This is a genomic window from Sphingobium sp. CR2-8, from assembly GCF_035818615.1.
Lineage (GTDB): Bacteria > Pseudomonadota > Alphaproteobacteria > Sphingomonadales > Sphingomonadaceae > Sphingobium.
The window spans coordinates 26910-50228 of record NZ_JAYKZY010000001.1; the positions used below are offsets into that span (position 1 = coordinate 26910).

Sequence of the window (23319 nt, forward strand, 5' to 3'; positions counted from 1 at the left end):
TCCAGCCACGCTAGGACGACAAAGGGAGTAGCATCATGGATCGGATCGTCGACATAGCGACCGATGGCCGTCACTTGTCCGCGCTCCGTGGCTTCCTCATCGTATCGCAGGATCATGCCGAGGTCGGCCGTGTGCCGCTGGACGATGTCGCGGCCGTGATCGTGCATGCCCATGGCGTCACCTGGTCGACCAACCTCATCGTCGCCCTGGCGAAACGCGGCGCCGTGATGCTGCTATGCGGCAGCAACCATGCGCCGGTGGCGATCTGTCTGCCGATCAACGGACACCATGCCCAAAATGCGCGGATGCGCGCACAATGGGAGGCAGGCAGGCCGCTTTCCAAACAGCTTTGGCGCAGGATCGTGATTGCCAAGATACGCTGGCAGGCGGCGGTTTTGGACGCCAATGGCATATCCGCGTCCGCCTTCGACCTGCTCGCGCGCCGCGTCGGCTCCGGCGACCCCGACAATGTCGAAGCACAGGCTGCCCGCCGCTACTGGCCGCTGCTGATGGGAGAGGCATTCCGTCGTGATCGCGATGCCGACGGAGCCAACGCCCTGCTCAATTATGGCTACACGGTCCTGCGATCGCTATGCGCGCGGGCGGTAGTGGCGTCGGGCCTGCATCCCTCGATCGGGGTGCATCACGCCAACCGCACCAATGCGCTGGCCTTGGCGGACGACCTGATCGAACCCTTCCGTCCCCTCGTCGATGCACTGACCCTGCGCCTGATGGCGCGCGGTGTCGAAACGGTTACTCCGGAGGCCAAGCGCGCTTTTGCCGGCCTGATCGCGCTCGACCTGCCAGGCGCGGACGGCACCACGACCGTGGCCGGCGCCGCCAATCGCGCGGCACAAAGCCTGGCCCGCGCGTTCCAGAGCGGCACCGCCGCCGACATAGTCCTGCCTACGCCCCCTTCCGCGCTGGAACTGGCGGGCCTGGATTCCCTGCTCGCATGAGCGCGACCCAACTGAGCGGATATCGGCTGATGTGGATTTTCGTCATGTTCGACCTGCCGGTCGCCACGAAGGAACAGGCGCGCGCCGCCACCAAATTCCGCGAATTTCTGTTGGACGAAGGTTTTGAGAAAAGCCAGTTTTCCGTCTATGCTCGCTTCTGCAACGGCAAGGAACAGTTCGAAACCTATATGCGGCGAGTTGAATCGCACCTGCCCGATCGCGGCGACGTCCACATCCTCAGTTTCACGGACCGGCAATATGAAAATATCGTGCGATATTCAGGCCAACGCCGCGGTCGGCAACGGAAAAACCCCAATCAGCTCGCCCTATTCTAACGATATCCGCCATTTTTGGGGCCACAGATCATCGGTTATTGCATTCCATTCCAATGCACTAACCGATGATCCATCATAACCACTCAGAGATCGTGGTCCAGCGGCAACTTTTTAATTCGCGCGCCGGTCACATCAGAGATCATAACCACTCAGAGATCGTGGTCCAGCGGCAACCCTTCGACCAGTCGCAAATGCGCGGGCTTCATCATAACCACTCAGAGATCGTGGTCCAGCGGCAACGGATGAAGGATATGGGCTTCGCGCTCGTCGATCATAACCACTCAGAGATCGTGGTCCAGCGGCAACCATCGGAGCCTACGCCTACTATGTGCTCGAATCATAACCACTCAGAGATCGTGGTCCAGCGGCAACTATTGTTCGCACATAACGAACATTCAATCAATCATAACCACTCAGAGATCGTGGTCCAGCGGCAACGTAGCGGCGGGCGTTGTTGGTTCGATTATAATCATAACCACTCAGAGATCGTGGTCCAGCGGCAACAGCGCCCACTTGTTGATCATGGAGACGCAGATCATAACCACTCAGAGATCGTGGTCCAGCGGCAACCAATTCTGCCAGGCAACATAGACCGCCGCCATCATAACCACTCAGAGATCGTGGTCCAGCGGCAACTTCTTAAACCCCTTCATCCGTATGAAGAAAATCATAACCACTCAGAGATCGTGGTCCAGCGGCAACTTCTTTAACACCAACGCAATCGCGATCATGATCATAACCACTCAGAGATCGTGGTCCAGCGGCAACGATGAAGCCGGCGCAGTGGTATCGACGATAATCATAACCACTCAGAGATCGTGGTCCAGCGGCAACAGGATGCAGCGCTGGGCGACCGGATGCTGGAATCATAACCACTCAGAGATCGTGGTCCAGCGGCAACTAGCTGCCCGTCTGCTGGAAATCCTCGAAATCATAACCACTCAGAGATCGTGGTCCAGCGGCAACCGGGCATTACTGACAGAGCTATCGTCTTTGTTGTTAGAGACATGCAGCATGACGGCGTCGATTGTTGGGCATCTATTCCAGAAATTAGGAGTAGAGCGCCAATCCGCAATGTATATGACGACTTCCTTTATGCCGTCCATAGTTTACTAAAAATTCCTATCATATTGAAATAATAACCGTATTTCTATATCATAAGAATTGCATAATTCCGGCTGCAAAGATGATAACCCTCAGGATATAATAGCATGTCCGATAACACGTTGCTATTCGCCTATGCAGACGCGCAATCGATGCTGGCGCGCCTGGAAGAACGACGACGCCTGAGTGTGGTTCGTCGTCCCTGGAAGATACGATGCTTCATCGGCGAACGCCAGGCGCTTGCATGGGTAGACGCGACGACAATCGATGATAGCATGTTTACCGTCGATGGCCGGGGTGCCGTGGGCGGGGCCGAATTCGATCTTACCCATTGGCGCCAAGCTGTTGGTGCGGACGTCACACTCGAAACGATCCAGACGGACGATGCTGGCCTGCTGGATTGGCTGGGCGTCCAAGATAGTGGCACTGCGACCGCTTCATGGGGAACAGCCGGATGGCCGCTCGATGATATCCGTCATCGGGTCCGCCTGTGGCAACAAGATGTCGCCGCCCTCCCCCCTCCCCTCCCCTGATCCATGGTGCTCGCATGGCATCAGCCTGGCGTCGGTTCTCTCCAATCGGCCGCGGTGACGCAGTAGCGAGCTTTCTGATCGGCGAAAGATATGGGCCTGGCCGTTGGGATGCATCTTTTGGCGGACTTGTGGCCCTTGGCTTTCAGAAGCGCGGCGCTGCGTGGAAGATCGCACAAGGGTCGCAACTGGAACTTCTATGGCTGCATGCCATTGCAGACGGCGCGCGCCATCATCTCGATTGGGAGATGCGGTTACGCGCCTATGCTGGTCGCGCCACAGCACATATCCTAGCCCGCCGTCGTCCGGGACGCCTGAAGGAGGTCATAGCGATGGCTATGTCTCGACCCTATATTAATAGCCGCATGGTATCCGAAAGACTGGATATCACGTCTGCGGGTGCGATCAAATTGCTCACGAATGCCGTTGAGGCAAGCCTGCTACTGGAACGATCCGGACAGAATAGCTACCGCACCTATGCCATTCCGCTGGGGCCCGGTGCCGCTGCCGCCTCGTGGCGATCGGATCCTATGGATGTCGGCACGCCAAATTTTTGGGACGAGGACGAAAATACACTCTCGTCACAAAGTCGCTGAGCGCGATTTCGGCCCTTTGCCTAGTCAGCCTATGCCAATTTGCCCTTGACGCTGCAGCGACCTTCCAGACGCCATACTGCGACGCCGCAGTTCTAAGGCTGTCGGAACCCTTACGAAACTGACTGTCGACGCCATATAACCGGAATTATCGCCGGTCATTTTCGCTGCAAACCTAGCTTTCCTCATATCACTGGAAACGATACGCGTCCGTTTGGTCGCGATCGCAATTTGCTGCCCAAGAGGCTCGGTCGACATGCTCTAGGCGGCGTGGACAAATTCAGCCGTGCCGGATCATCCTTCGTCCCGCTAAGCGGGCATCCGCTTCGCGCTGGCGATAACACTCGGCACATATGATCGTGATGCCGTCAGGCACCTCCACAGCATCTTCGATCCACTCGCTGCCGTTGCTTTGCAGATAGGCGTCGCAAGCGTCACACCATGCATCCCGAAGGTCGTCTTCATCCTCTGGCGGAAAGGAAACAAACCCGGCTGTGTCCGGTGATGTTCGACCCACGATATGGGCGCAGACGAACGTGATGGGCTGATGCCCATGCACCTCGCAGTCGCAATGATCGTCGTTGTTGTTCGCTGTCGTGGCCATATCGCGATGGATCGTAACTGCATCTGGCCTCAACAGCCAGACGAGTTACGGTTGACGCCGAACAGAACGGTTGATTCAAGGCTGCTTTTTGGAGGCAGATTTGAGCCGAGGCGATCTGACTGAAGCAGAATGGCGCGTTCTAAAGACCTTGCTGCCCATCGAGCCTGAAAAACGTAGTCGAGGCCGTCGGCCCGAGCACAACCGTTCGATCATTAATGGCATACTCTGGCGGCTGCGTTGCGGTGCCCCGTGGCGCGACGCGCCACCCAAATATGGCAGCTGGAACACCATTTATCGCCGGTTTCGGCGATGGAGTGAAGCCGGGGTCTGGGAGACCGTCGCCGTGACGTTGGCCGAGATCATGGCGGACAGTGGCCACTATAGCATCGACAGCACCACAGTCCGCGCCCACGTCTCGGCAGCGGGCGGAAAGGGGGACTCATCGACGCGCTCTTGGCCGCTCGCGGGGCGGGTTCACCAGTAAGCTTCACTGCCTGGCTGATGCCCTCGGGCGACCGCTCGCCTTCCATCTGACGGTCGGCGAGGCGGCAGACTGCAAAGCCTATGACGCCCTGATCGACCTACCCGAGCGCGCACCTGACGCCTTGCTCGCCGACAAGGGCTACGATGCCGACGCAATCCGTGCTAACCTTGCCAAACGGAATATCGAGGCCGTCATTCCGGGCCGGTCAAACCGCCGCGTGAAAATCGAGCATGACCGGGCGCTCTACAGCGCAACCGCATCGAACGCATGTTCGGGCAACTCAAGATCAACCGTGCCATCGCCACTCGATACGACCAACTGGCCAACAGCTTCCTTGGCATGGTCCATCTCGCCACCGCCAGATACTGGCTCAAATTTGTCCACGCCGCCTAGAGAGGTAGCTCCGCATCACAATCGCTACCGCCGTAGGTATTCGCCAGGTCCTGAATAGGGCAGGGGGGCACTCATGTCGTGATGGAGATACGCGCCAACGTGTTTTCAGAATCTCCTGAATGACCCGCCATTCTTCATCCACTCTTCCGAGAAGAGATGGCAGCTGATCATTTCTAGGACGCAGAATGGCTGATTTCCGGCGATATGCTTCTGCAACCCTAAGGCTGCCAAAAGCTATATCAAGCTCACACTGGCTGACCGCACCTGTAGAACATGCGATTCCGAAAACACGCCGGATGCGCGGTTAAGAACGCAGTCGATACTTGTTACGGCTATGATGTTCCTTGACGAATCCGTAGAAGCGCTTCGAATAGTTACGCGGGACTTCGAGTGGGTTTGTCCCAAGAAAGGCGTCAAACCGCCTGATCAGATCGTCATAATCCCAGCCCGGAAAATCCCGACGGATCGCGGCGTAAATGTCCGCGTCCAATATGTCGATCGCACGATTGGCCGATGCCGATTTCGGCAGCTGCCTCCTCTTGTCTGCGCCGGAACTACGCAATCCACCGGCCGCCTTCGCGAGCAACTGCATCGCTTGCCGCGGATCGATCATGTCATCCCCGTCATCTTGGCTCGGCCTATCCTGCGTAGGGGGCAGGGGAGGGCGCGCACGACCGGATCGCTGACGCTCCGCAACATGTCGCCGCATCACCATCCGCATCTTGGGTTTCGTGCTGTCGCCGTTGATGACTTCCAGGCTGATATCCGGCAGCTCGTTGGCCCGTGCGAGATCCAATAGCTTGCGCTTGAACACCGGATAGCTGCTTTCGCTACCGCTCTTCTGATGCAGCGTTTCAAACCCGATCACGAAGCCTTCCGTCCCGTTCCCCCCTGCATGTTTACGAGACGCACGGTAAAGCCATTTGCCCAATCCGCTGGTGATCTCAAAATAGAGCGGCGAGATGGCCAGGACATTGCGCTTGTCCATCACGCCGTCAAAGAACCATTTGGATAGCGTAATCTCCATGCCCAGAGATCGTTGCGTGCGCTCATCCACCAGATGGGTATAGCTGTCGATCCATGAGAAGGTCGTTTCGCGGCTTTTGGCGCTAGCGCGGATATTCGTCTTGATAGTCGTCGCCTGCAGCCGATCCAGCGCGCTCACCAGACGTTCATAGGCGCGCCCGCTGGTGCCCCAGCAGATGCGCTTGAGCAGATCACCCGGCTGCAATCGAACGACGGGCGACATATCGTTGATGCCTCGCTCGCGCATTTCATTAAGATGGGACGCCAGATAGATCATGATGTCCGCGTCCCAGATCGTCGCCATGCCGTAGGTCGGATTGGCAGAGACATGGACCGTCACCGATTTGTCAGGACTGACATATTCTATCGGCTTGATGCGTTTGCGCTTCGACAGGCTGAAGAAAGGACGCTGCATCGTCTCCTGATAGTCGCGCAGCGAAATATCGCTGAAATCGGGCAGAGTGAAGAACATCTCGAACTGGACCTTGCGCTCCTTCAGCGCCGTCTTGAGTTCGCCCTCCTGCTTCACCCTGCTTCATCCCGCTTTAATCGTCCCCCCGGGGGAAATCATATATAACAATCTGAAATATAAGAATTATTATCATAATTTCAGCTTTTCAATATTATTCCGATCCCCGCTCAGCCCAGCTTGGCCGTGCGGATACGTGCGGCTTCGATGACGGGTCGCAATGCTTCCAAAATCGCATCGGTCGACAGCCCCGAAGGCGTCAACGACAGCGTAAGGATCTTCTGCTGATCCTTGACTACCTCCCCGATCGCCTTGCCGTTCCCCCCGCAATTGACGCTTTCTGAACCCGGCCTTTTGCGGTCACGGCTTTGAGCAAGCGGTTCATCACCTCCGCGCCCCCAATCGGCGGCTCGTCACCCGATCGGCGAAAGCTTTGTTCGGAAGCAATCTGGTCAGCCGCATTTTCCAGCTTCGTCCGGTTCGCCGGGTCACGCAGCAACGGCAGCAGCTTCTCGCCATATTTCGCCTGCAAATCCATCGGCGAATGAAAGGCGCTGACGAGGAAGGGCGGTATGTCGGTCAGTGCGATATAGCGCGCCAATTGCGACTTGGAGATTTTCAGCCGCTCGGCCATGCGCAGCTGCACCCCCCCATAAAAGCGCTCGACCGCGCCCTTATAATTAAGGCCGCGTTCCAAATCGGAAATATCCTCGCGCTCACGATTTTCGATATCGGCCAGGCGAAAGGCCGCCTCATCGTCCAGATCCTCGATAATCGCGATCAGATCGATGTCAGGATAATGATTGGCGTTAAGCCAACTAATTGCCCAATGTCGCCGCGTTCCCGTTACCAGTTCATAGGGGAGGGGGCCACCGGGCGTGCGCCGCACCACTGCGGGAATGCGATTACCACTCTCGGCCAGGATCGAATCGATCAGGCTGCGCAACCGGTGTTCGTCCAGCAAAGAATAGTCGCGCGCGTTGCCCGACCAGATCGAACATTCCGCTGGCTTCAACCGGATTGTCGGCCGCTTGACGATCCGCGCCGCTTCGCCAAAAGCCTCCAGCCGCTTGTTGGTGAAGTTGACCCGCCCGGCGGCCGCCTCCGCGCCAGCCGCATCGCTGCTAACGACCGGGTCCGCAGGCACAGAGGCGAGCGCTTCGCTGATCAGCGATCGCCGGCTCATGCCGCGACACTCACGCTGGCGTCCGCGCCGGTGAGGCTGGTCGATGGCCATTGCTGGCGGATCTGTTGCTCGACCTCGCCGAACACCGCGTCCAGATTGTCCCGGCAGCGTGTATAGGTCTGGTGCGACGCCGACGGCTTGGATTCATAGATGGACCGGAAAGCCTGGGTGGCGTTCTTGATTTCCTCCGACGCCAGGATCGGTTGCCCGAGCAGCAGTCCGGCATAGGTCGCCTGCATGATCCGCCACATATCATTCTCCCCCGGTTTGTTGGGCGAGAAGGTGGAACAGACGACACGGATGAAACCGTAATTGACCGGCGTGCCATTCTGCTCGAGGATTTCGATATTGTCGGCGATCGTGTCCATGAAATGGATGGTCGACAGATAATCAAGCTGGCGCGCGGGAACAGGGATCAGCAGGCCGGTCGCGGCCGCCATCACGTTGAGGCCCAGAAAGCCCATCGCTGGCGGCGGATCAAGCAGGATCACGTCGAAATCCTTCGCCACGCTGGCAATGCCGATCCGCAGCGCCTGCAAGCTTTCGCGCACGGCCTGGCCGCCCTCGCGCAATGTGGACGTCAGGTCCCATTCCGCGTCCTGAAGGCCAAGGCTGGACGGTACGATCTTGATCGTCGGCCAGGGGGTGTCGCGAATGGTCTGGGCGAAATCGCTGAAAGTGCTGCGCGGCGAGAGAAAGGTTCCCAAGGTCTGGTCGTCGTCGATCAGCGTTTCAGGCTGGATATCGAACATCGTCGTGGTCGACGCCTGTGGATCGCAATCGATCACCAGCACGCGATAGCCATGCAGCGCGAGATAATCCGCCAGATGTTTGGTGATCGTGCTTTTGCCCACACCACCCTTGAAATTCTGCACTGCCAGCACGACCGCATCTTCATCCGGCTGCTTGCCGACGTGGATGCCCAGCGCTTCGCGAATCTGGGTCAGATCCTGCAGCGTATAATAGCGGCGGCCGTTGGGCTGTTGCTTGGGCTGGGGCAGTCGTCCCTTCGCTTCGGCCTTGGCCAGCGCTTCGGGTGTCCGACCGATCAGTTCGGCGGCGACGGTCGGGCCGAAGGTGATATCGAGCGTCTTGCGCGTGTCGGGACGGAACACGATCGTCTTGATATGGTCGCGCATTTGCTGGCACGCGGTGGTGACATTGCGCAGCGTATTGACGGTAAACGACATAGCGCCCCTCTAGCCGAATCATGGCGATAAACTGGTTCGTGTTCAATGCGCCTATTTTGGCTTGAAAGTCAAACCGAGCGCAACCCTGCGAAGGAGTCGCCTCATCCGCCATTTAGGTTGCAGCGAAATACAACCGTTCGAATAAAAGGGAAGGGAAAGCCTAGGTCCCAGCTGATAGCCCTTGGACACCAAATCGAGGCGCGGATTGACCGGCAAAGGCGGCATTAGAGATTTTAGAATGAGATTAGGGGGATTAGGCCCATCCCAATCTCAGCGCAAATGACCGAAAATCAACGATTCGCGTATCGGCATGAAAATCCGATCACACGACGCAGGCGGATTGATAACACGCTCCGGCGGTTCCAAAAACACGGCAAGCTGGTCTTGATAACACGTCCTGCCTCTCGCTCCACCGGTGCAACAGAAAGAAGGCACGCCGATATCACGGATCAGCGATCCGCAATGATGGCGGCTGTGTCGCCGCTGCCGATATCCATCAACTGTGCTTTTGCCGGATCATACCGTGGCCAATCAGACAGGTCGGCACCGTTCGGATTACCGGTCTTGACGAAATTGACGAGATACCCGCTCGCCAGCTGCCCGATGGCGCGATCGCTCGCCGTTGTCGCCGCGCCATATTTTGCCCGGACCGTATCGAAGAAATAGGGGATTTCACTGGCATGTCCCGCCCCCTTCGTCGCGGCGGTCCGTATCGAGGGCGCGACATAGGAGAAACGATAATAATAGGTCGGCACACCCTGGTGCGCGAAAGATTGCGCCATGGATCGCGCACCCGCCACCATCGGCCCGGTCGGTCCGCCGATATCGTCACTAGTCGCGCCGATCATCACCGGCACCTTGGCGAAACGCCCAGCCCGATAAGCCGCCAGATTGTCGACGGCGATCCGTCCATCCACGATCGGGCTGCTATGGGTGCGCGGTCCCGCCGCAAACAGCGCCGCCAGATTGAGCCCGTCAACGATCGCATCCGCCGACAACGCCCGCAACTTCGCCAGCGCCGAAGGATCATCGGGCGCTATTCCCTTTGTCCGGGCGAAGGCGGCCCCGGTCTTTTCCGCCGCCGCCATCGTGGCGTCGCCCACCGGCATGGGACCGCCAGATTGAATCACCGCTTTTTGGAACAGCCCTTGCGCCATGGGGGACGTCAGCAGCGCGTGGACCGACATGCCGCCGGCGCTTTCGCCGACGATAGTGACATTGGCGGGATCACCGCCGAAGGCCGCGATATGCCGCTGCACCCAGCGCAGCGCGGCGATCTGGTCCATATAGCCATAATTGGCCTGCAGGCCCTTATCCTCATCCGCCTTCGTCAGGGCAGGGTGGGCGAAGGTGCCGAACCGCCCCAACCGATAGTTGAAACTGACGACCATGATGCCCTGCCGCGCCAGCCCATCACCGGCATAAGTGGGCGGCGACGATCCGCCATTGACGAAGCCGCCGCCATAGATCCACACCATGACCGGCAACTTGCCGGTCTGCGCCGCCGGTTTCCAGACATTCACAAACAGGCAATCTTCCGCCGGCGGGGTGCCGAGCGGCGCGGCGTCGCTGGGGAAGGGCAACTGCATGCAGTCATGGCCATAGCGGCTCGCGTCGCGCACGCCCTGCCAGCGCGCCACGGGTTGCGGCGCGCGCCAGCGCAAGGCGCCGACCGGCGGCGCGGCGAAGGGGATGCCCTTGAACGCGACGACGCCATCCTTGTTTACGCCGCGCACCGCGCCCTCCGCTAGGGTGACGACCGGCTGGACAGGGTCGGTCTTCGCGCTGGCAAGCGGTGTTGCAGCGGCGACGGCGATCAGCAGCGCGCGCAAAGAAAGGGCCATTTGTCATCCTCCAGATTTAGGGTGGCGTCAGCACCACCACCCGGTTTTCGCGCGCCGACACCATCGCCGCTTCCATCACGTCCTGCACCGCCAGCGCTTCTTCAAGCAGAATAGGCAATGGCGCGCCATGCGTCAGCGCGCGCCCAAGCTGCGCATAGAAAAGTTCCTGGCATCCGGTCGCCGCCGGGCGCAGCGTCATGCCGCCAATGCCGTCATGAAGTTCTACTGGATCGGGATCGACACCCCAGCCTTCGTCGCCGGGCCGCAGCCCCGCGATCAACTGCGCTTCCTGCGGATCGAGCCGCCGCTTGACGAGCGATCCCGTGCTGCCATGGACCGCAAAGCGGGGACTGCCGCCCGTTTCGCCGCCCGGCGCAGTCAAGCTGGCGTGCAGCACAACCCGCAGCCCGTCATAGCGCAACAGGACGTGCGCCCAATCGTCGGACGCCGATCCCGGGCGCAGCGCCACGATATCGGCGCTCACCGCCATCGGTCGCCCGAACAGGGCCAGCGCCTGATCCAGCAGATGCGGCCCCAGGTCGAACCAGACGCCAGACCCCGGCGATCCATCCTCACGCCAGCGGTCGCGCACTTCTGGACGAAAGCGATCGAAATGGGACTCGAAATGAGTCACCCGGCCGAGCGCCCCGTCCGCGATGGCCGCACGGATGCTCAGAAAATCGCTGTCATAGCGGCGATTGTGAAACACCGTCAGGGCGCGCCCACGCGTGTCCGCCAGCCGCGCCAGATCGCGCGCCTGCGCCAGCGTCAGGGCGAACGGCTTGTCGACGACCACATGCTTGCCTGCGTTCAGCGCATCTGCGGCAATCGCCGCATGTGTCGCACTCGGTGTCGCAATCACGACAAGGTCGATCGATGGATCGGCGAGCAGATCGGCCTGCGTCACGCAGCCGATCGCCGGGTCGAGCGCCGCGACCTCATCTGCCCGACGGGTCGCGATCGCCACCAGTTCCAGCGTCGGCGCACAGCGGATCAGCGGCGCATGAAAGACGCGCCCGGCCATGCCATAGCCGATCAGGCCGACCTTCACCCGTGCCGTCATGGCTTGAGCGCCCCGGCCACGACAGGGGCCAGTTTGCCGACGATGACATCCACACCCTTGTCATTGGGGTGAATGCCATCGGGCAGTTGCAATGCGCGATCCCCGATCACCCCATCCAGCATGAAGGGATAGAGCGTCGCATCATATGTCCGCGCCAGATCGGGATAGATGCCGTTGAAGGCGGCGGCATAGTCCGGTCCCATATTGGGGGAGGCGAGCATGCCCGTCAGCAGGATCGGAATGCCGCGCTTCTGCAATTCCGCCAGAATGGCACTTAGATTGGCCCGCGTCTCGACAGGCGACAGACCTCGCAGCATGTCGTTGCCGCCAAGACCCACCAGGATCAGGTCGGGCTTGCGCGGCAGGCCGTCCAGCGTGAAGGCGAGGCGGGAGAGGCCCGCCGCGCTCGTATCGCCCGACACCCCGGCATTGACGACCCGCGCCTTTACCCCGCGTGCCTTGAGCGCCGCTTGAAGCACCGGCGCCAGCCCCTTGCCCTGATCCAGATTATAACCGGCATAGAGGCTGTCGCCGAACGCCACGACCAGCCGCTCGTCCGCAGCGGGCGTAGCTGCCTGCGCGCCATTCTCGACCTGCACGGCATCGTTCGACGGGGCTGGGGCAGCTGTTTTATCCGAACAGGCCACCGCCAGTTGGACAAACAGCGCCAATGCCCCATATTGCATCCACTTGTGGCCCAAGGAGCGCTCCTTTTTCATGCATTTGCCCATCGATCCCGCCACTATCGCGATCCGCGCGCAGGATGTCACCCTTTCCCTTGGAACACGCGAAGCGCCGGTGGCGATCCTCAAGGGTGTCGACCTCACCATCCTGCGCGGCGAAAGCCTCGCCATATTGGGTGCGTCGGGATCAGGCAAAAGCTCGCTGATGGCGGTATTGTCGGGCCTGGAACGCACCAGTGGCGGCAGCGTTAGCGTAGGCGGCGTCGATTATGGCACGTTGGACGAGGATGGACTAGCCCGCGCCCGGCGCGGTCGCATCGGCATCATCCTGCAAAGCTTCCACCTGCTGCCCACCATGACGGCGCATGAAAATGTCGCCGTGCCCCTGGAACTGGCGGGCCACGCCGACGCGTTCGATCGCGCGGCGGATGAATTGCGCGCGGTGGGCCTGGGCCATCGGATCGACCATTATCCCGCGCAGCTGTCGGGCGGCGAGCAGCAGCGCGTCGCCATCGCCCGTGCCGTCGCGCCGCGTCCGACCTTGCTCTTTGCCGACGAGCCGACCGGCAATCTCGACGTCACCACCGGCGCGACCATCATGGACCTGTTGTTCGAACGGCAACGCGCGGCGGGCGCGACCCTGGTCATCATCACCCACGATCCGGTGCTGGCGGCGCGCTGCGGCAGGATCGTGGAAATGCGCGACGGCCTCATCGTCGCCGACCACGCCGCATGAATGCGCTCGACTGGCGGGCCAGCTGGCGCATCGCCCGGCGCGACCTGCATCTGGGCTTTCGCGGCCTGCGACTGCTCTTCCTCTGCCTGTTTCTGGGCGTCGCCACGCTCGCCGCCATCGGCAGCCTGACCGCCGCCATCACGCAGGAATTGAGCGACCGGGGCCGCACCCTGCTGGGCGGCGACATCGAAATCGCCATGACGCAGCGCGAAGCGCGCCTGGGCGACAAGGAAGCCTTTCGCCAGCTCGGCACGCTCAGCGAAACCATCCGCCTGCGCGCCATGGCGCAGCGCGAAGGGCAGGGGAGAGCAGAATCTCCGCCCGCCGTGCTCACCGAACTGAAGGGCGTCGACAGCGTCTATCCGCTCTATGGTGCACTCACCCTGCGCGGCGGCACATATCAACCGCTCGATCCCGACCATATCCTCATCGGCGACGCGCTGGCGGAGCGGCTCGACCTTCGCCCCGGCAACCGGCTGCGCTATGGCACGGCCAGCTTCACCATAGCCGACATCATCGCTGACGAACCCGATCGCCTCGGTGAAGGCTTCACCCTGGGTCCGGTTGCCATCGTCTCCTTGGATGGCCTCCGCCGCACCGGCCTCATTCAGCCCGGCAGCCTCTACAACAGCAAATATCGTATCCGCCTCAACCCCGGTTTCGATCCCGCCACCGTCCGCAAGGACATGGAAAAGGCGCATGAAGCCGACGGTTGGAGTCTCAAGGACCGCGATCGCGCCGCCCCCGGCGCGAATCGTTTCATCGAACGTATGGGGCAGTTCCTGTCGCTGATCGGCTTGGCTGCTCTCGTGATTGCGGGTATCGGCGTCAGCAACGGCGTGGCGTCCTATCTGGCGGGCAAGCGCGGCGGCATCGCGACGTTGAAGGTGCTGGGCGCGACCTCCGCCGATATCGGCCGCATCTACCGGATGCAGGTCGGGGCGGTCGCCCTGCTCGGCATCGGCGCGGGCCTGATCGTCGGCGCGCTCCTGCCGCCGCTTATCGTCGCGCTGGCGGGCGACGTCCTGCCGGTCAGCCCCGGCTTCCGCCTTCATCCCCTCCCGCTCCTGACCAGCGCCGCCTATGGAATGCTCATCGCCTTCCTCTTCACCTTCCCCCGCTCGGCCGTGCGCGCACACAACCGGCCGCCGCGATTTTCCGTGGCGCGGTGGAAAGCCGGGGCGGCATCGACCGGCGCAGCGTCGCGGCCATGGGCGGGGCAGGGACATTGCTCGTCGCGCTGGCCCTGTCCACTGCGCGCGAACCATTATTCTCAGCCGCGGTTCTGGGCGCGACCGCCGCCATATTATTGCTGTTGCTCGCCCTCGGCAAGGCCGTGCGCCGTCTGGCCCTGCTCGCGCCGCGCCCTCGTCGGCCGCTCCTTCGTCTCGCGCTCGCCAATCTCCACCGTCCCGGCGCACAGACCGCCGCGCTCATCGTCGCGCTGGGCCTGGCCCTCACCCTATTCGTGACGCTGGCGGGCATCCAGACCAGCCTCGACAGCGAAATCCGCAACGTCGTGCCTGAAAAAGCGCCCAACCAGTTCGTCCTCGACATTCCATCGACGCAGGTCGATCGCTTCCGCGCCATAGCCCTGGCGCAGGCGCCCGAAGCGAAACTCAACATCGTCCCCACCCTGCGCGGCACGATCGTCGCCTATGGTGCGCAGAAAGTCGCGGATCTCAAGGAACTGCCCGATGGCGCCTGGTTCCTGCGCGGCGAACGCGGCGTCACCTACAGCGCCGTCCTGCCGGAGGGCAGCGATCTGACCGCAGGCCAATGGTGGGCGCGCGACTATGCCGGACCACCGCTCGTCTCGCTGGATGATGAGGCGGCGAAGGTCATGCAGGTCGGCATCGGCGACACGCTGACCGTCAGCATCCTCGGCCGTGAAATCACCGCGCGCATCGCTTCCCTGCGAAAGGTCAACTGGGACACGATGGGCTTCAACTATATCCTCGTCTTTTCGCCCAATGTGCTGGCCGCCGCCCCGCACAGCATGACCGCGACCATCACCATGAACCCAGGCCGCGACAGCGCCATGACCCGTGCGCTCCTCGCGGCCTTCCCCGGCATATCGGTGATCGCGGTGGGCGACGTCATCGATCAGGTCGGCACGATCATGACTCAGATGTCGCGCGCCATCGTCGCCGCCGCGTCGGTCGCGATCCTGGCGGGCATCGCCGTGCTGGTCGGGGCGATCGCCGCCTCGCGCCAGGCGCGCAGCTATGACAGCGTGATATTGAAGACGCTGGGGGCGACCCGCTGGCAGATACTCGCCGGTCAGGCGCTCGAATATGGTCTGCTCGCCTCCATGCTGGCGCTGGTCGCGCTCGCGCTCGGGATGACGGCGGCCTGGTTCGTGATCGTGCGGATATTCGAATTTCACTGGTCGCCCGGCTGGCTGGTGGTTTTGGCGACGCTGGGCGGCGGCGCGCTGCTGACCTTGGGCATCGGCCTTGCCGGTGCGATCCCGCTGATATCGGTACGGCCCGCCCGCGCCCTGCGGCAGTTGTAGCGGCGCGCGATGCGGCAAACGGCAGGGCGCACGGTCGCGCCCTGCGCCCTCGGCGCATAGTGCCGTGCGCGCGACCTATGCTGCCGCCTTGTTCAAAGACCAAGGAAGGCCGGCATGACCAGCACCGCATCGCAAACCCGCACCCGTTCCTTCATCGATCTGCGCGCCTGGGCGGATGACGCCATGGTCGCCGCGCCGTCCGGCGACCCTTTCCTCACCGCCCGTGCCGACCTGCCGCTGGCGCCCGGACAGATCAGCGTCGGTCTCATCGCCTTGCCGCAAGGGACGGGCGCAGTCCACGCGATGCCCGCCGAAGAATTCATCATCGTCGCGTCCGGCGCAGCACGGATCGAACAGGCGGGCAAGATCTTCACGCTCGATGAAGGCGACAGCCTTCTCCTGCGCGAGGGCGCGGCCTTCGCCTGGTCATGCCATGCCGACACGCGCCTGCTCTTCATGCGCCGCACCGGTGGCCCGGCGGGCGACGGGGCGATCATTCCCGTCGATACGCAAGCCCCGCTCGAACCATCAGGCGCGCCGCTGGCCGAACTGCTGGTCGGCCCGACGCCGCAATGCCGCAACCATGGCGATTACAAATCCGAAGACGGCGAATATATGGTCGGCACCTGGGATTCGACGCCCTATCACCGCCGCCCGATGGTCTATCGCCATTATGAACTCATGTATCTGCTCGACGGCAGCGTGACCTTCGTCGACGAAGACGGCGCGGAAGGCACCTTCCATAAGGGCGACATCTTCCTGGTCGAACAGGGCGCCAGTTGCAGCTGGGACAGCCAGGTCGATGTGAAGAAAGTCTATTGCATCTACCGACCGGCCTGATCCAGCGCGGATCAGGCCATCGGATCGAGCGTCCCCAGCCAGGCCACCAGCCCGATGATGGCGATGGCGGCGCTCGTTTCGATCAGCAGCGACAACCGCAGATGCGCGATCGCATGCTGCGGCTCGCCGCCTTCCAACCGGGGCGTCAGCCGCCAGCGATTGAGCGCCGCCAGCCCCAGCATCAGCCCGAACAGCGCCAGCTTCGCGCCCAGTAACAGCCCGTATCGGCTCCCCATCAAGGCCGGAAGCTGCGCCAGCCCGACGATCATCACGCCATTGATCGCGCCGCTGACCACCAAAGTCGCGACGATCAGCGTGCCCATCAGCGCAAAGCGCGACAACATCGTGGCCACCCGGCGCATGTCGGCCGTAACCGGACGCACCGTCAGCGCAGCATGCAACAGCACGGTCAGCGCCCCGATCCATCCCGCCGCCGCCCAGATATGCGCGACGTCGGCGATGCGATGCACCGTTCCGGCCATATCCTCGGTCGCCCCGGCATGGCCTGTCCACGCCAGCGTCGCGGCGGCCACGGCGGCGGCCATCAGCGTCAGCCGCTGCCGACCGGCGCAGGCGGACACCAGCGCCAGCAGCAAGGCGCCACCGCGCACCGCCAGCACCGTCCCGATCGGCGTCATCGTCAGCACTATCTGCGCGCTGGCCCAGTCGGGGGCGATGATCGATGTCCCGGTCATGCCCGCGACGCTCACCAGCAGCCACAACGCGGACAGCGCCATGCCTCCCAGCGCCAGCGCCACCGGCACCCATCGCCGCGCCGGGCCGGAACTTGGCATACCCATCACCTGCCAGAACAGCGGCAGGCCCATGAGCAGGGCAAGGTCGACCATCAGCGCAAAGCGCGCACCGATCAAAGCCCCCTCGATCATCGGCCCTTACTTGACCTTGAAGCTGTAGCCGCCTTCCATCTTGTGCTGGTCCGCGCCGACCAGATGCCATTTCAGGTCATAGGTGCCGGCCGGCAGCGCGCGGGGAAAGGTCAGCGTCATCGTCTTGCCTTCGACGCTGGTCTTGAAACCCTTGATCGGCATGGCGGGGTGATCGGTCATGCCCGGCATGGCCGTCATGGTCAGTTCCGCCCCGCTCATCGGCGCCAGGAAGGTTTCGGAAAAGGTCAGCGTCACCTTGGTCGGCTTGGCGACGGTCGCATCAGCGGCGGGATTGGACGAAACGAGCTTGCTGTGCGCGCTCGCCGCAGCGGGCAGGATCATCGCGAAAGCGGCGGCGGCGGTCAGGAAAATACGGGTCATTGCAATGTCTCCAGCAGGGTCGCTAGAGGAGATTACGCAGGGACTTGTCCCACCCCTCGGCCCGTGCGCATATTTTTCCCGAGCCTTGCATGAGGGGTAAACGCCGCCCGCGCGTATGCGACAGGGACGATGGAGACGATGATGACCGACCTGGACCAGTATCTGGACGCCCTGCGCGCGATGCCGACCGACACCCGGCTCGCGGACATGGACGCCGCTGTGATGGGCGGCCTTGCTAGGCGGCGCGACCAGATGACTGCGCGGCGCAGCCTGATGCTGGCGGGCCTGCTGGCGATCGGCATCGGCTGGGCGGGCAGCATCGTGCCGACCGCCCCGGCACAGGCCGCACCCACGCCGATCGGCATGTCCGACTACACGCCCTCCCGCCTGCTCGGCCAATGACCGTCCGCCGTTATGCGCTGGTCGCTCTCGTCGCCTTCGCCGCCGCGCTGGCAGCCGTGCTGGTAGCCCGCACCTGGCTTGCCCCAGCGCCGCGCGTCGAAAGCCAGGTCCATGCCCTGCTGCATGAAAAGCTGACGCTCGACGCCGCGCAGGAACAGCGCATCCATGCGCTCGAAAGCGCCTTCGCCACGCGCCGCGCCGCGCTGGAGGCGGAAATGCGCGCCGACAATGAACGGCTCGCCACGGCGATAGAGGGCGAACATGGCTATGGTCCGAAGGTGGCGGAGGCGGTCGATCGCTCCCACCATGTGATGGGGCAACTGCAAAAGGAAACGCTCCAGCACATCTTCGCGATGCGCGGCGTGTTGCGCCCCGATCAGGCGGCGCAGTTCGACGCCGCCATCGTCAAGGCGCTGACCCAGCCCGCCCGGTGACGGCCCGCAACCCCGATCCCGATTCCGAACCGGACGATCGGGAACTGGCGGCTCGCGCGCTCGCCGGGCATCAACCCGCTTATGGCGCCTTGATGCGGCGGCATCGCGACGCGGTCTATCGCCTTGCCCGCGGACATGTGGGTAACGGCGACGAAGCGCTCGACATCACGCAGGAAACATTCGTGGCCGCCTTCGCCGCGCTCGCGCGCTATGACGGGGTGCGTCCGTTTCGCGTCTGGATCGCCCGGATCGCGCTCAACAAATGCCGCGACTGGGCGCGCCGCCGCACGGTTCGCCGCCTCTTCACCTTCGCTAGGCCCATCGACGATGCGCTCGCCATCGCCAGTCCCGACGCCACGCCGGAGGAAGTCGCCCATTCGCATCGCGAAGTCGCGCGCATCAACGCCGCTATCGCTGCGCTCCCGACCAATCTCAAGCAGGTGGTGCTGCTCCGCACGATAGAGGGGATGAGCCAGGCGGAGGCGGCCGATGTGCTGGGCGTCACCGAAAAGGCGGTCGAAACCCGGCTCTACCGCGCCCGCGCGAAATTGACCGAAATTTTGAGGGATTGAAGTCCCGCTCGCGTATGAAGGGGCATGACGACACCCATCGCCCTCGACCGCCGCACCCTCATCAAAGGCGCGGCAGCGCTCAGCCTCGTCGGCGCCTTCCCCGCCTGGGCGCGCAGCGGCACGCCGGGCCTGCACCCCGCGCCCGGGGTCCTGTCGGGCGACCGCATTGCGCTCACCGTTGGCGAAAGCCATTTCGGCACCGGCGGCCGATCCGCCCATGCGATCACGATCAACGGCACCGTCCCCGCGCCGCTCATCCGCCTGAAGGAAGGGCAGCGCGTCCAGCTCGCCGTCACCAACAATCTCAAGGAAGACACGTCGATCCACTGGCACGGCCTGATCGTGCCCTTCCAGATGGATGGCGTTCCGGGCATCAGCTTCCCCGGCATCCGTCCGGGCGAAACCTTCACCTACGACTTCCCGATCCGTCAGTCCGGCACCTATTGGTATCACAGCCATTCGGGCATGCAGGAAGCCATGGGCCATTACGGCCCGATCGTCATCGATCCCGCAGGCGTCGATCCGGTACAGGCTACGCGCGAACATGTGATCGTGCTGGCGGACTGGTCGCCGGTCCACCCGCATATGCTGCTGAAACGCCTCAAGCAGATGGGCGGCTATCATAATTTTCAGCGCCAGACCCTCGCCGGGCTGCTCGCGGGGAAGGACCAGCCGCTCAAGGATCGCATCGACTGGGGCAAGATGCGCATGGACCCGACCGACATCTCCGACGTCACCGGCTCCACCTACAGTTTCCTCATCAACGGCCATGGCACGCCCGAAAATTGGACCGGGCTGTTCACGCCGGGTGAGCGCGTCCGTCTGCGCATCGTCAACGCCTCCGCCATGACCAATTTCAACGTCCGCCTGCCTGGCCTCCCCATGACCGTGGTCCAGTGCGATGGCCAGCATGTCCAGCCGGTCGACACCGACGAATTCCAGATCGGTATCGCCGAAACCTATGACGTCGTCGTCCAGCCGACAGACGCCAAAGCCTACGCCCTGATCGCGGAAGCCATCGACCGCTCCGGCCAGGTGCGTGCGACGCTCGCGCCGCAACTCGGCATGGTCGCGCCGATTCCCGATCTTCGCCAACGCCCGCTGCTGACGATGAAGGATATGGGCATGGATATGTCCGGCATGGACATGGGGCAGGGGGGCGTCATCGACTTGAGCCAGCCCGCCAACGACAGCATGGCGGGCCACGCCATGAAGATGCTCGACCCCTCGGTCGCGCCGGACGTGCCGATGGGGCCGGGCGTCGCGACCCTCTCCTCCATGCCCGCCGATCGCACTGCCGATCGGCCCACGGGGCTGGAGGATGTCGATCATCGCGTCCTCACCTATGCCGACCTGCGATCGCTCGAACCGAACACGGATATCCGCACGCCCACCCGCACGCTCGACATTCATCTGACCGCCAATATGGAACGCTATATGTGGTCCTTCGACGGCGTGAAGCTGTCGGACGGCGCGGAACCGATCGCCTTCCGCCACAATGAACGCGTGCGCGTCACGCTCATCAACGACACGATGATGCCGCACCCCATCCATATCCACGGCCATTTCTTCCAACTGCTGACCGGGGACGATCCTACCCATAATCCGCGCAAGCATACGGTGAACGTCCTGCCCGGCGGCAAGATCAGCTTCGATCTGACCGCCGATGCGCTGGGCGACTGGGCCTTCCACTGCCACATGCTGATGCACATGCATGCAGGGATGATGCGCGTCGTCACGGTCCGCCCAACGGAGGACGCGGCATGAAGCGCCTGATCGCCCCGGTCGCGCTGCTGCTCGCCAGCGCCGCCGCGCCCGCCCTTGCGCAGGACCACAGCCAGATGGATCATGGCGCGAACCAAATGCCGCAACCGGAGGCCGCGCCCGTGTCGGCCGAACCGGCCAATCCTCATGCCGGACATGCCATGCCCGCACCGGACGATAGCGTCCCCAAGGGCTTCGCCCCCCCGGTCCCGACCGACCACGCCGCCGACGCGCTCTACGACCCCGCCATCATGGCTCGCGCCCGCGCCGCCATGACGAAGGAAAATGGCGGCATGACCTTCTCGCAACTGATGATAGACCGCCTCGAATATCGCACGCAAAAGGGCACGGACGGCTATGCCTGGGAAGGGGAAGGCTGGATCGGCGGCGACATAAACCGGCTCGCCATCAAGTCGGAAGGGGAGGGGGACGTCGGCGGCCGCCTCGAAAGCGCCGAACTCCAGGCGCTCTACAGCCGCGCCATCGACCCGTGGTGGAACATCGTCGCGGGCGTCCGGCAGGACTTCCGCCCGCAACCCCAGCGCACCTACGCGACCATCGGCATCGAAGGCCTCGCCCCCTATTGGTTCGAGGTCGAAGCCCAGGCTTTCCTGTCCGACAAGGGCGACGCCCATCTGCGCATAGAGGGCAGCTACGACCAGCGCATCACCCAGCGCCTGGTCCTGCAACCCGCCGCCGAAGTGAACATCGCGGCGCAGGACGTGCCGGAATTGGGCATCGGTTCGGGCCTGTCGAACATCGAACTCGGCCTGCGCCTGCGGTACGAATTCGCCCGCGAATTTGCGCCCTATATTGGGGTTAACTGGGAACGCAGCATCGGCGACACCGCCCGCTACGCCCGTGCGGCGGGGGAGGGCGCGTCCGCCACCAGCCTCGTCATGGGCATCCGATTCTGGTTCTGACATCTTCAGGGCGGGCCAGCAAAAGCCGTGCGGGCTGAAACCCACTTACCTTCATTGGAAACTACGGCCTGTTGTTCCCCAACGAAGGCCGGGGTCCAGTTCTGAGCGTAAGACGGGACCCCAGCATCAGCCCAAATGCCGTTCCGCCAACGCGACATGCAACTTGATGCCCAACCCCAGCACATCGTCGTTGAAATCATAATGCGGGTTGTGCAGCGGCATCGACCCCTTGGGCTTGGCTTGTCCCAACCAGATATAGGCACCCTTGCACGCTTGCAGCATGAAGGCGAAATCCTCCGACGTGAAGGCCGGGTCGGGCGCCAGCCGCGCTTCGCCCACGCTCGCTGCGGCGTCCAGCGCTTCCTGCGCCGCTTCTGCATCGTTGATCGTCGCGGGATAATAGCGTTGATAATCGACGGTCGCGGACAATTCCCCCGCCAGCGCGACGCCGGCTGCAATCTCGCGTATCGACGCCTCGATCCGGTCCTGGACCACCGGATCGAATGTCCGCACCGTCCCGGAAACCGTCACCAGCTCGGGGATCACATTATGCGTATGCCCGCCATGAATCTGCGTGATGGACAGCACGGCCGACGCCGTGGGCGCAATGCGGCGCGACACGATCGCGTTCAATTGCTGCACCAATGCTGCTGCAGCAAAAATCGCGTCGGGCGTATCCTGCGGGATTGCCGCATGGCCGCCGCGCCCTTCCAGCCGGATCTCGAACTTGTCGGCTGCGCCCATGATCGGGCCGGGCCGCGTCGCGATCGTCCCGGCAGGCAGGTCGGGCCAATTGTGCAGCCCGAACACGCGGTCGCAGGGGAATCGTTCGAACAGCCCTTCATTGACCATCTCGCGCGCGCCGCCCTGGCCTTCCTCGGCGGGCTGGAAGAAGAAGTTGATGGTCCCATCGAAATGGCGACTGCGCGCCAAATGCTGCGCCGCGCCCAGCAGCATGGCGACATGCCCGTCATGGCCACAGCCATGGAAACTGCCCGGCGTCGTGCTGGCATAGGGCAGGTTGGTCTGTTCATGGATCGGCAGCGCATCCATGTCCGCGCGCAGGCCGATGCTGCGCGAAGACGTCCCATGGCGCAACACGCCGACCACACCGGTCCTGCCGATCCCTTCATGCACCTCCAGCCCCAGCGCGCGCAATTGCTCGGCGATGCGACCTGCCGTGCGATGCTCGCAAAAGCCAAGCTCGGGATGCGCATGAATGTCGCGGCGGAACGCGATCAGCGGTTCGATCAGGTCGGAAATGTCGGTCATGCAAAAAAGCCCATCACGAAAATTGAATCTCGCCATCATAGTGTTCCCCGGCGAAGACCGGGGTCCAGTCCCACGATCCGACCTGGACTCCGGCCTTCGCCGGGGAACAAGCAGTTGCTGCCAGCTA

The 23319-nt window shown here is 62.9% G+C and carries 23 protein-coding genes, 2 pseudogenes and 1 CRISPR repeat array; of the genes and pseudogenes, 15 read left to right on the forward strand and 10 right to left on the reverse strand.

From position 1 onward, the window contains the following. Positions 1–35: 35 nt before the first annotated feature. The 4 genes from cas1 to U5A82_RS00140 all read left to right on the forward strand — a co-directional run bounded on the left by cas1 (position 36) and on the right by U5A82_RS00140 (position 3524). Complete coding sequence (gene cas1 / locus U5A82_RS00125) at positions 36–959, forward strand: type II CRISPR-associated endonuclease Cas1 (protein ID WP_326287724.1); 924 nt, start codon at positions 36–38, stop codon at positions 957–959. Further along, entirely contained in the window at positions 956–1294 is a 339-nt protein-coding gene (gene cas2 / locus U5A82_RS00130) for a CRISPR-associated endonuclease Cas2 (protein WP_326287725.1), read from the forward strand. The genes cas1 and cas2 overlap by 4 nt, the downstream gene beginning before the upstream one ends. 72 nt (positions 1295–1366) lie before the next feature. After that, positions 1367–2260: a CRISPR direct-repeat array (repeat unit 36 nt; unit sequence ATCATAACCACTCAGAGATCGTGGTCCAGCGGCAAC). A gap of 245 nt (positions 2261–2505) precedes the next feature. Next, positions 2506–2931 (forward strand): hypothetical protein, encoded by a 426-nt coding sequence (locus U5A82_RS00135; RefSeq protein ID WP_326287727.1) that lies wholly within the window; start codon positions 2506–2508, stop codon positions 2929–2931. Between the two features lie 14 nt (positions 2932–2945). Beyond that, entirely contained in the window at positions 2946–3524 is a 579-nt protein-coding gene (locus tag U5A82_RS00140) for a hypothetical protein (protein ID WP_326287729.1), read from the forward strand. A 277-nt stretch (positions 3525–3801) separates the two neighbouring features. On the opposite strand, the gene U5A82_RS00145 is transcribed toward U5A82_RS00140, so the two are convergent. Continuing rightward, on the reverse strand, positions 3802–4125 hold the full coding sequence (locus tag U5A82_RS00145; RefSeq protein ID WP_326287731.1) for a hypothetical protein: 324 nt from the start codon (positions 4123–4125) through the stop codon (positions 3802–3804). Positions 4126–4225: 100 nt separating this feature from the next. Here U5A82_RS00145 and U5A82_RS21610 point away from each other — a divergent pair, with 100 nt between their 5' ends. The 3 genes and pseudogenes from U5A82_RS21610 to U5A82_RS21620 all read left to right on the forward strand — a co-directional run bounded on the left by U5A82_RS21610 (position 4226) and on the right by U5A82_RS21620 (position 5002). Next, positions 4226–4609 carry an IS5 family transposase gene (locus U5A82_RS21610; protein ID WP_442802121.1) on the forward strand — a complete coding sequence of 128 codons (384 nt, stop codon included), beginning with the start codon at positions 4226–4228 and terminating at the stop codon, positions 4607–4609. Then, a pseudogene (locus U5A82_RS21615) lies at positions 4497–4874 on the forward strand (transposase); the annotation flags it as partial. The gene U5A82_RS21610 and the pseudogene U5A82_RS21615, both read left to right, overlap by 113 nt. Continuing rightward, positions 4868–5002 (forward strand): transposase, encoded by a 135-nt coding sequence (locus U5A82_RS21620; protein WP_442802139.1) that lies wholly within the window; start codon positions 4868–4870, stop codon positions 5000–5002. The pseudogene U5A82_RS21615 and the gene U5A82_RS21620, both read left to right, overlap by 7 nt. Before the next feature lie 304 nt (positions 5003–5306). Here U5A82_RS21620 and U5A82_RS00155 read toward each other — a convergent pair whose 3' ends face one another. From U5A82_RS00155 to U5A82_RS00180, 6 genes are all read right to left on the reverse strand, one after another. Continuing rightward, the gene (locus tag U5A82_RS00155) at positions 5307–6500 is read right to left on the reverse strand and encodes a replication initiator protein A (protein ID WP_442802140.1); all 1194 of its coding nucleotides are present in this window, start codon (positions 6498–6500) and stop codon (positions 5307–5309) included. Between the two features lie 292 nt (positions 6501–6792). After that, positions 6793–7683, reverse strand: coding sequence for a ParB/RepB/Spo0J family partition protein (locus tag U5A82_RS00160; RefSeq protein ID WP_326287735.1), 891 nt, complete (start codon positions 7681–7683; stop codon positions 6793–6795). After that, the gene (locus U5A82_RS00165; protein WP_326287737.1) at positions 7680–8873 is read right to left on the reverse strand and encodes an AAA family ATPase; all 1194 of its coding nucleotides are present in this window, start codon (positions 8871–8873) and stop codon (positions 7680–7682) included. Before U5A82_RS00165 ends, U5A82_RS00160 begins: the two co-directional genes overlap by 4 nt. A gap of 449 nt (positions 8874–9322) precedes the next feature. After that, positions 9323–10717 carry a carboxylesterase/lipase family protein gene (locus U5A82_RS00170; RefSeq protein WP_326287739.1) on the reverse strand — a complete coding sequence of 465 codons (1395 nt, stop codon included), beginning with the start codon at positions 10715–10717 and terminating at the stop codon, positions 9323–9325. Between the two features lie 16 nt (positions 10718–10733). After that, positions 10734–11780 carry an oxidoreductase gene (locus U5A82_RS00175; RefSeq protein WP_326287741.1) on the reverse strand — a complete coding sequence of 349 codons (1047 nt, stop codon included), beginning with the start codon at positions 11778–11780 and terminating at the stop codon, positions 10734–10736. Beyond that, positions 11777–12499, reverse strand: coding sequence for an arylesterase (locus U5A82_RS00180; RefSeq protein WP_326287743.1), 723 nt, complete (start codon positions 12497–12499; stop codon positions 11777–11779). Before U5A82_RS00180 ends, U5A82_RS00175 begins: the two co-directional genes overlap by 4 nt. Here U5A82_RS00180 and U5A82_RS00185 point away from each other — a divergent pair. The 3 genes and pseudogenes from U5A82_RS00185 (at position 12498) to U5A82_RS00195 (ending at position 16557) form a co-directional block, all read left to right on the forward strand. After that, positions 12498–13199, forward strand: a complete 702-nt coding sequence (locus U5A82_RS00185; RefSeq protein WP_326287745.1) for an ABC transporter ATP-binding protein — start codon at positions 12498–12500, stop codon at positions 13197–13199. The genes U5A82_RS00180 and U5A82_RS00185 overlap by 2 nt on opposite strands. Further along, positions 13196–15717, forward strand: a pseudogene (locus U5A82_RS00190) (ABC transporter permease). Before U5A82_RS00185 ends, U5A82_RS00190 begins: the two are co-directional and overlap by 4 nt. Positions 15718–15831: 114 nt before the next feature. Further along, positions 15832–16557, forward strand: coding sequence for a cupin domain-containing protein (locus U5A82_RS00195; protein ID WP_326287747.1), 726 nt, complete (start codon positions 15832–15834; stop codon positions 16555–16557). An 11-nt stretch (positions 16558–16568) separates the two neighbouring features. Here U5A82_RS00195 and copD read toward each other — a convergent pair whose 3' ends face one another. Both copD and copC read right to left on the reverse strand, forming a co-directional pair. Beyond that, positions 16569–17444, reverse strand: coding sequence for a copper homeostasis membrane protein CopD (copD, locus tag U5A82_RS00200; protein WP_326287748.1), 876 nt, complete (start codon positions 17442–17444; stop codon positions 16569–16571). 6 nt (positions 17445–17450) lie between these two features. Next, positions 17451–17825: a copper homeostasis periplasmic binding protein CopC gene (gene copC, locus U5A82_RS00205; RefSeq protein ID WP_326287750.1), complete on the reverse strand. Its 375-nt coding sequence runs from the start codon at positions 17823–17825 to the stop codon at positions 17451–17453. Between the two features lie 141 nt (positions 17826–17966). On the opposite strand from copC, the gene U5A82_RS00210 reads away from it, so the two are divergent. Genes U5A82_RS00210 through U5A82_RS00230 form a run of 5 tightly spaced genes read left to right on the forward strand, consistent with a single transcriptional unit; the run spans position 17967 to position 21920 of the window. After that, positions 17967–18227, forward strand: a complete 261-nt coding sequence (locus U5A82_RS00210) for a hypothetical protein (RefSeq protein ID WP_326287751.1) — start codon at positions 17967–17969, stop codon at positions 18225–18227. Continuing rightward, a complete protein-coding gene (locus U5A82_RS00215; protein WP_326287753.1) occupies positions 18224–18661 on the forward strand; it encodes a periplasmic heavy metal sensor in 438 nt (145 codons plus the stop codon). The genes U5A82_RS00210 and U5A82_RS00215 overlap by 4 nt, the downstream gene beginning before the upstream one ends. Next, the gene (locus U5A82_RS00220; protein ID WP_326287755.1) at positions 18658–19233 is read left to right on the forward strand and encodes an RNA polymerase sigma factor; all 576 of its coding nucleotides are present in this window, start codon (positions 18658–18660) and stop codon (positions 19231–19233) included. Before U5A82_RS00215 ends, U5A82_RS00220 begins: the two co-directional genes overlap by 4 nt. A gap of 24 nt (positions 19234–19257) precedes the next feature. Continuing rightward, entirely contained in the window at positions 19258–21000 is a 1743-nt protein-coding gene (locus U5A82_RS00225) for a copper resistance system multicopper oxidase (RefSeq protein ID WP_326287756.1), read from the forward strand. After that, entirely contained in the window at positions 20997–21920 is a 924-nt protein-coding gene (locus tag U5A82_RS00230) for a copper resistance protein B (protein WP_326287757.1), read from the forward strand. Before U5A82_RS00225 ends, U5A82_RS00230 begins: the two co-directional genes overlap by 4 nt. Before the next feature lie 126 nt (positions 21921–22046). Here U5A82_RS00230 and U5A82_RS00235 read toward each other — a convergent pair whose 3' ends face one another. Beyond that, positions 22047–23192, reverse strand: a complete 1146-nt coding sequence (locus U5A82_RS00235) for a M20 aminoacylase family protein (RefSeq protein WP_326287759.1) — start codon at positions 23190–23192, stop codon at positions 22047–22049. Positions 23193–23319: the final 127 nt, after the last annotated feature.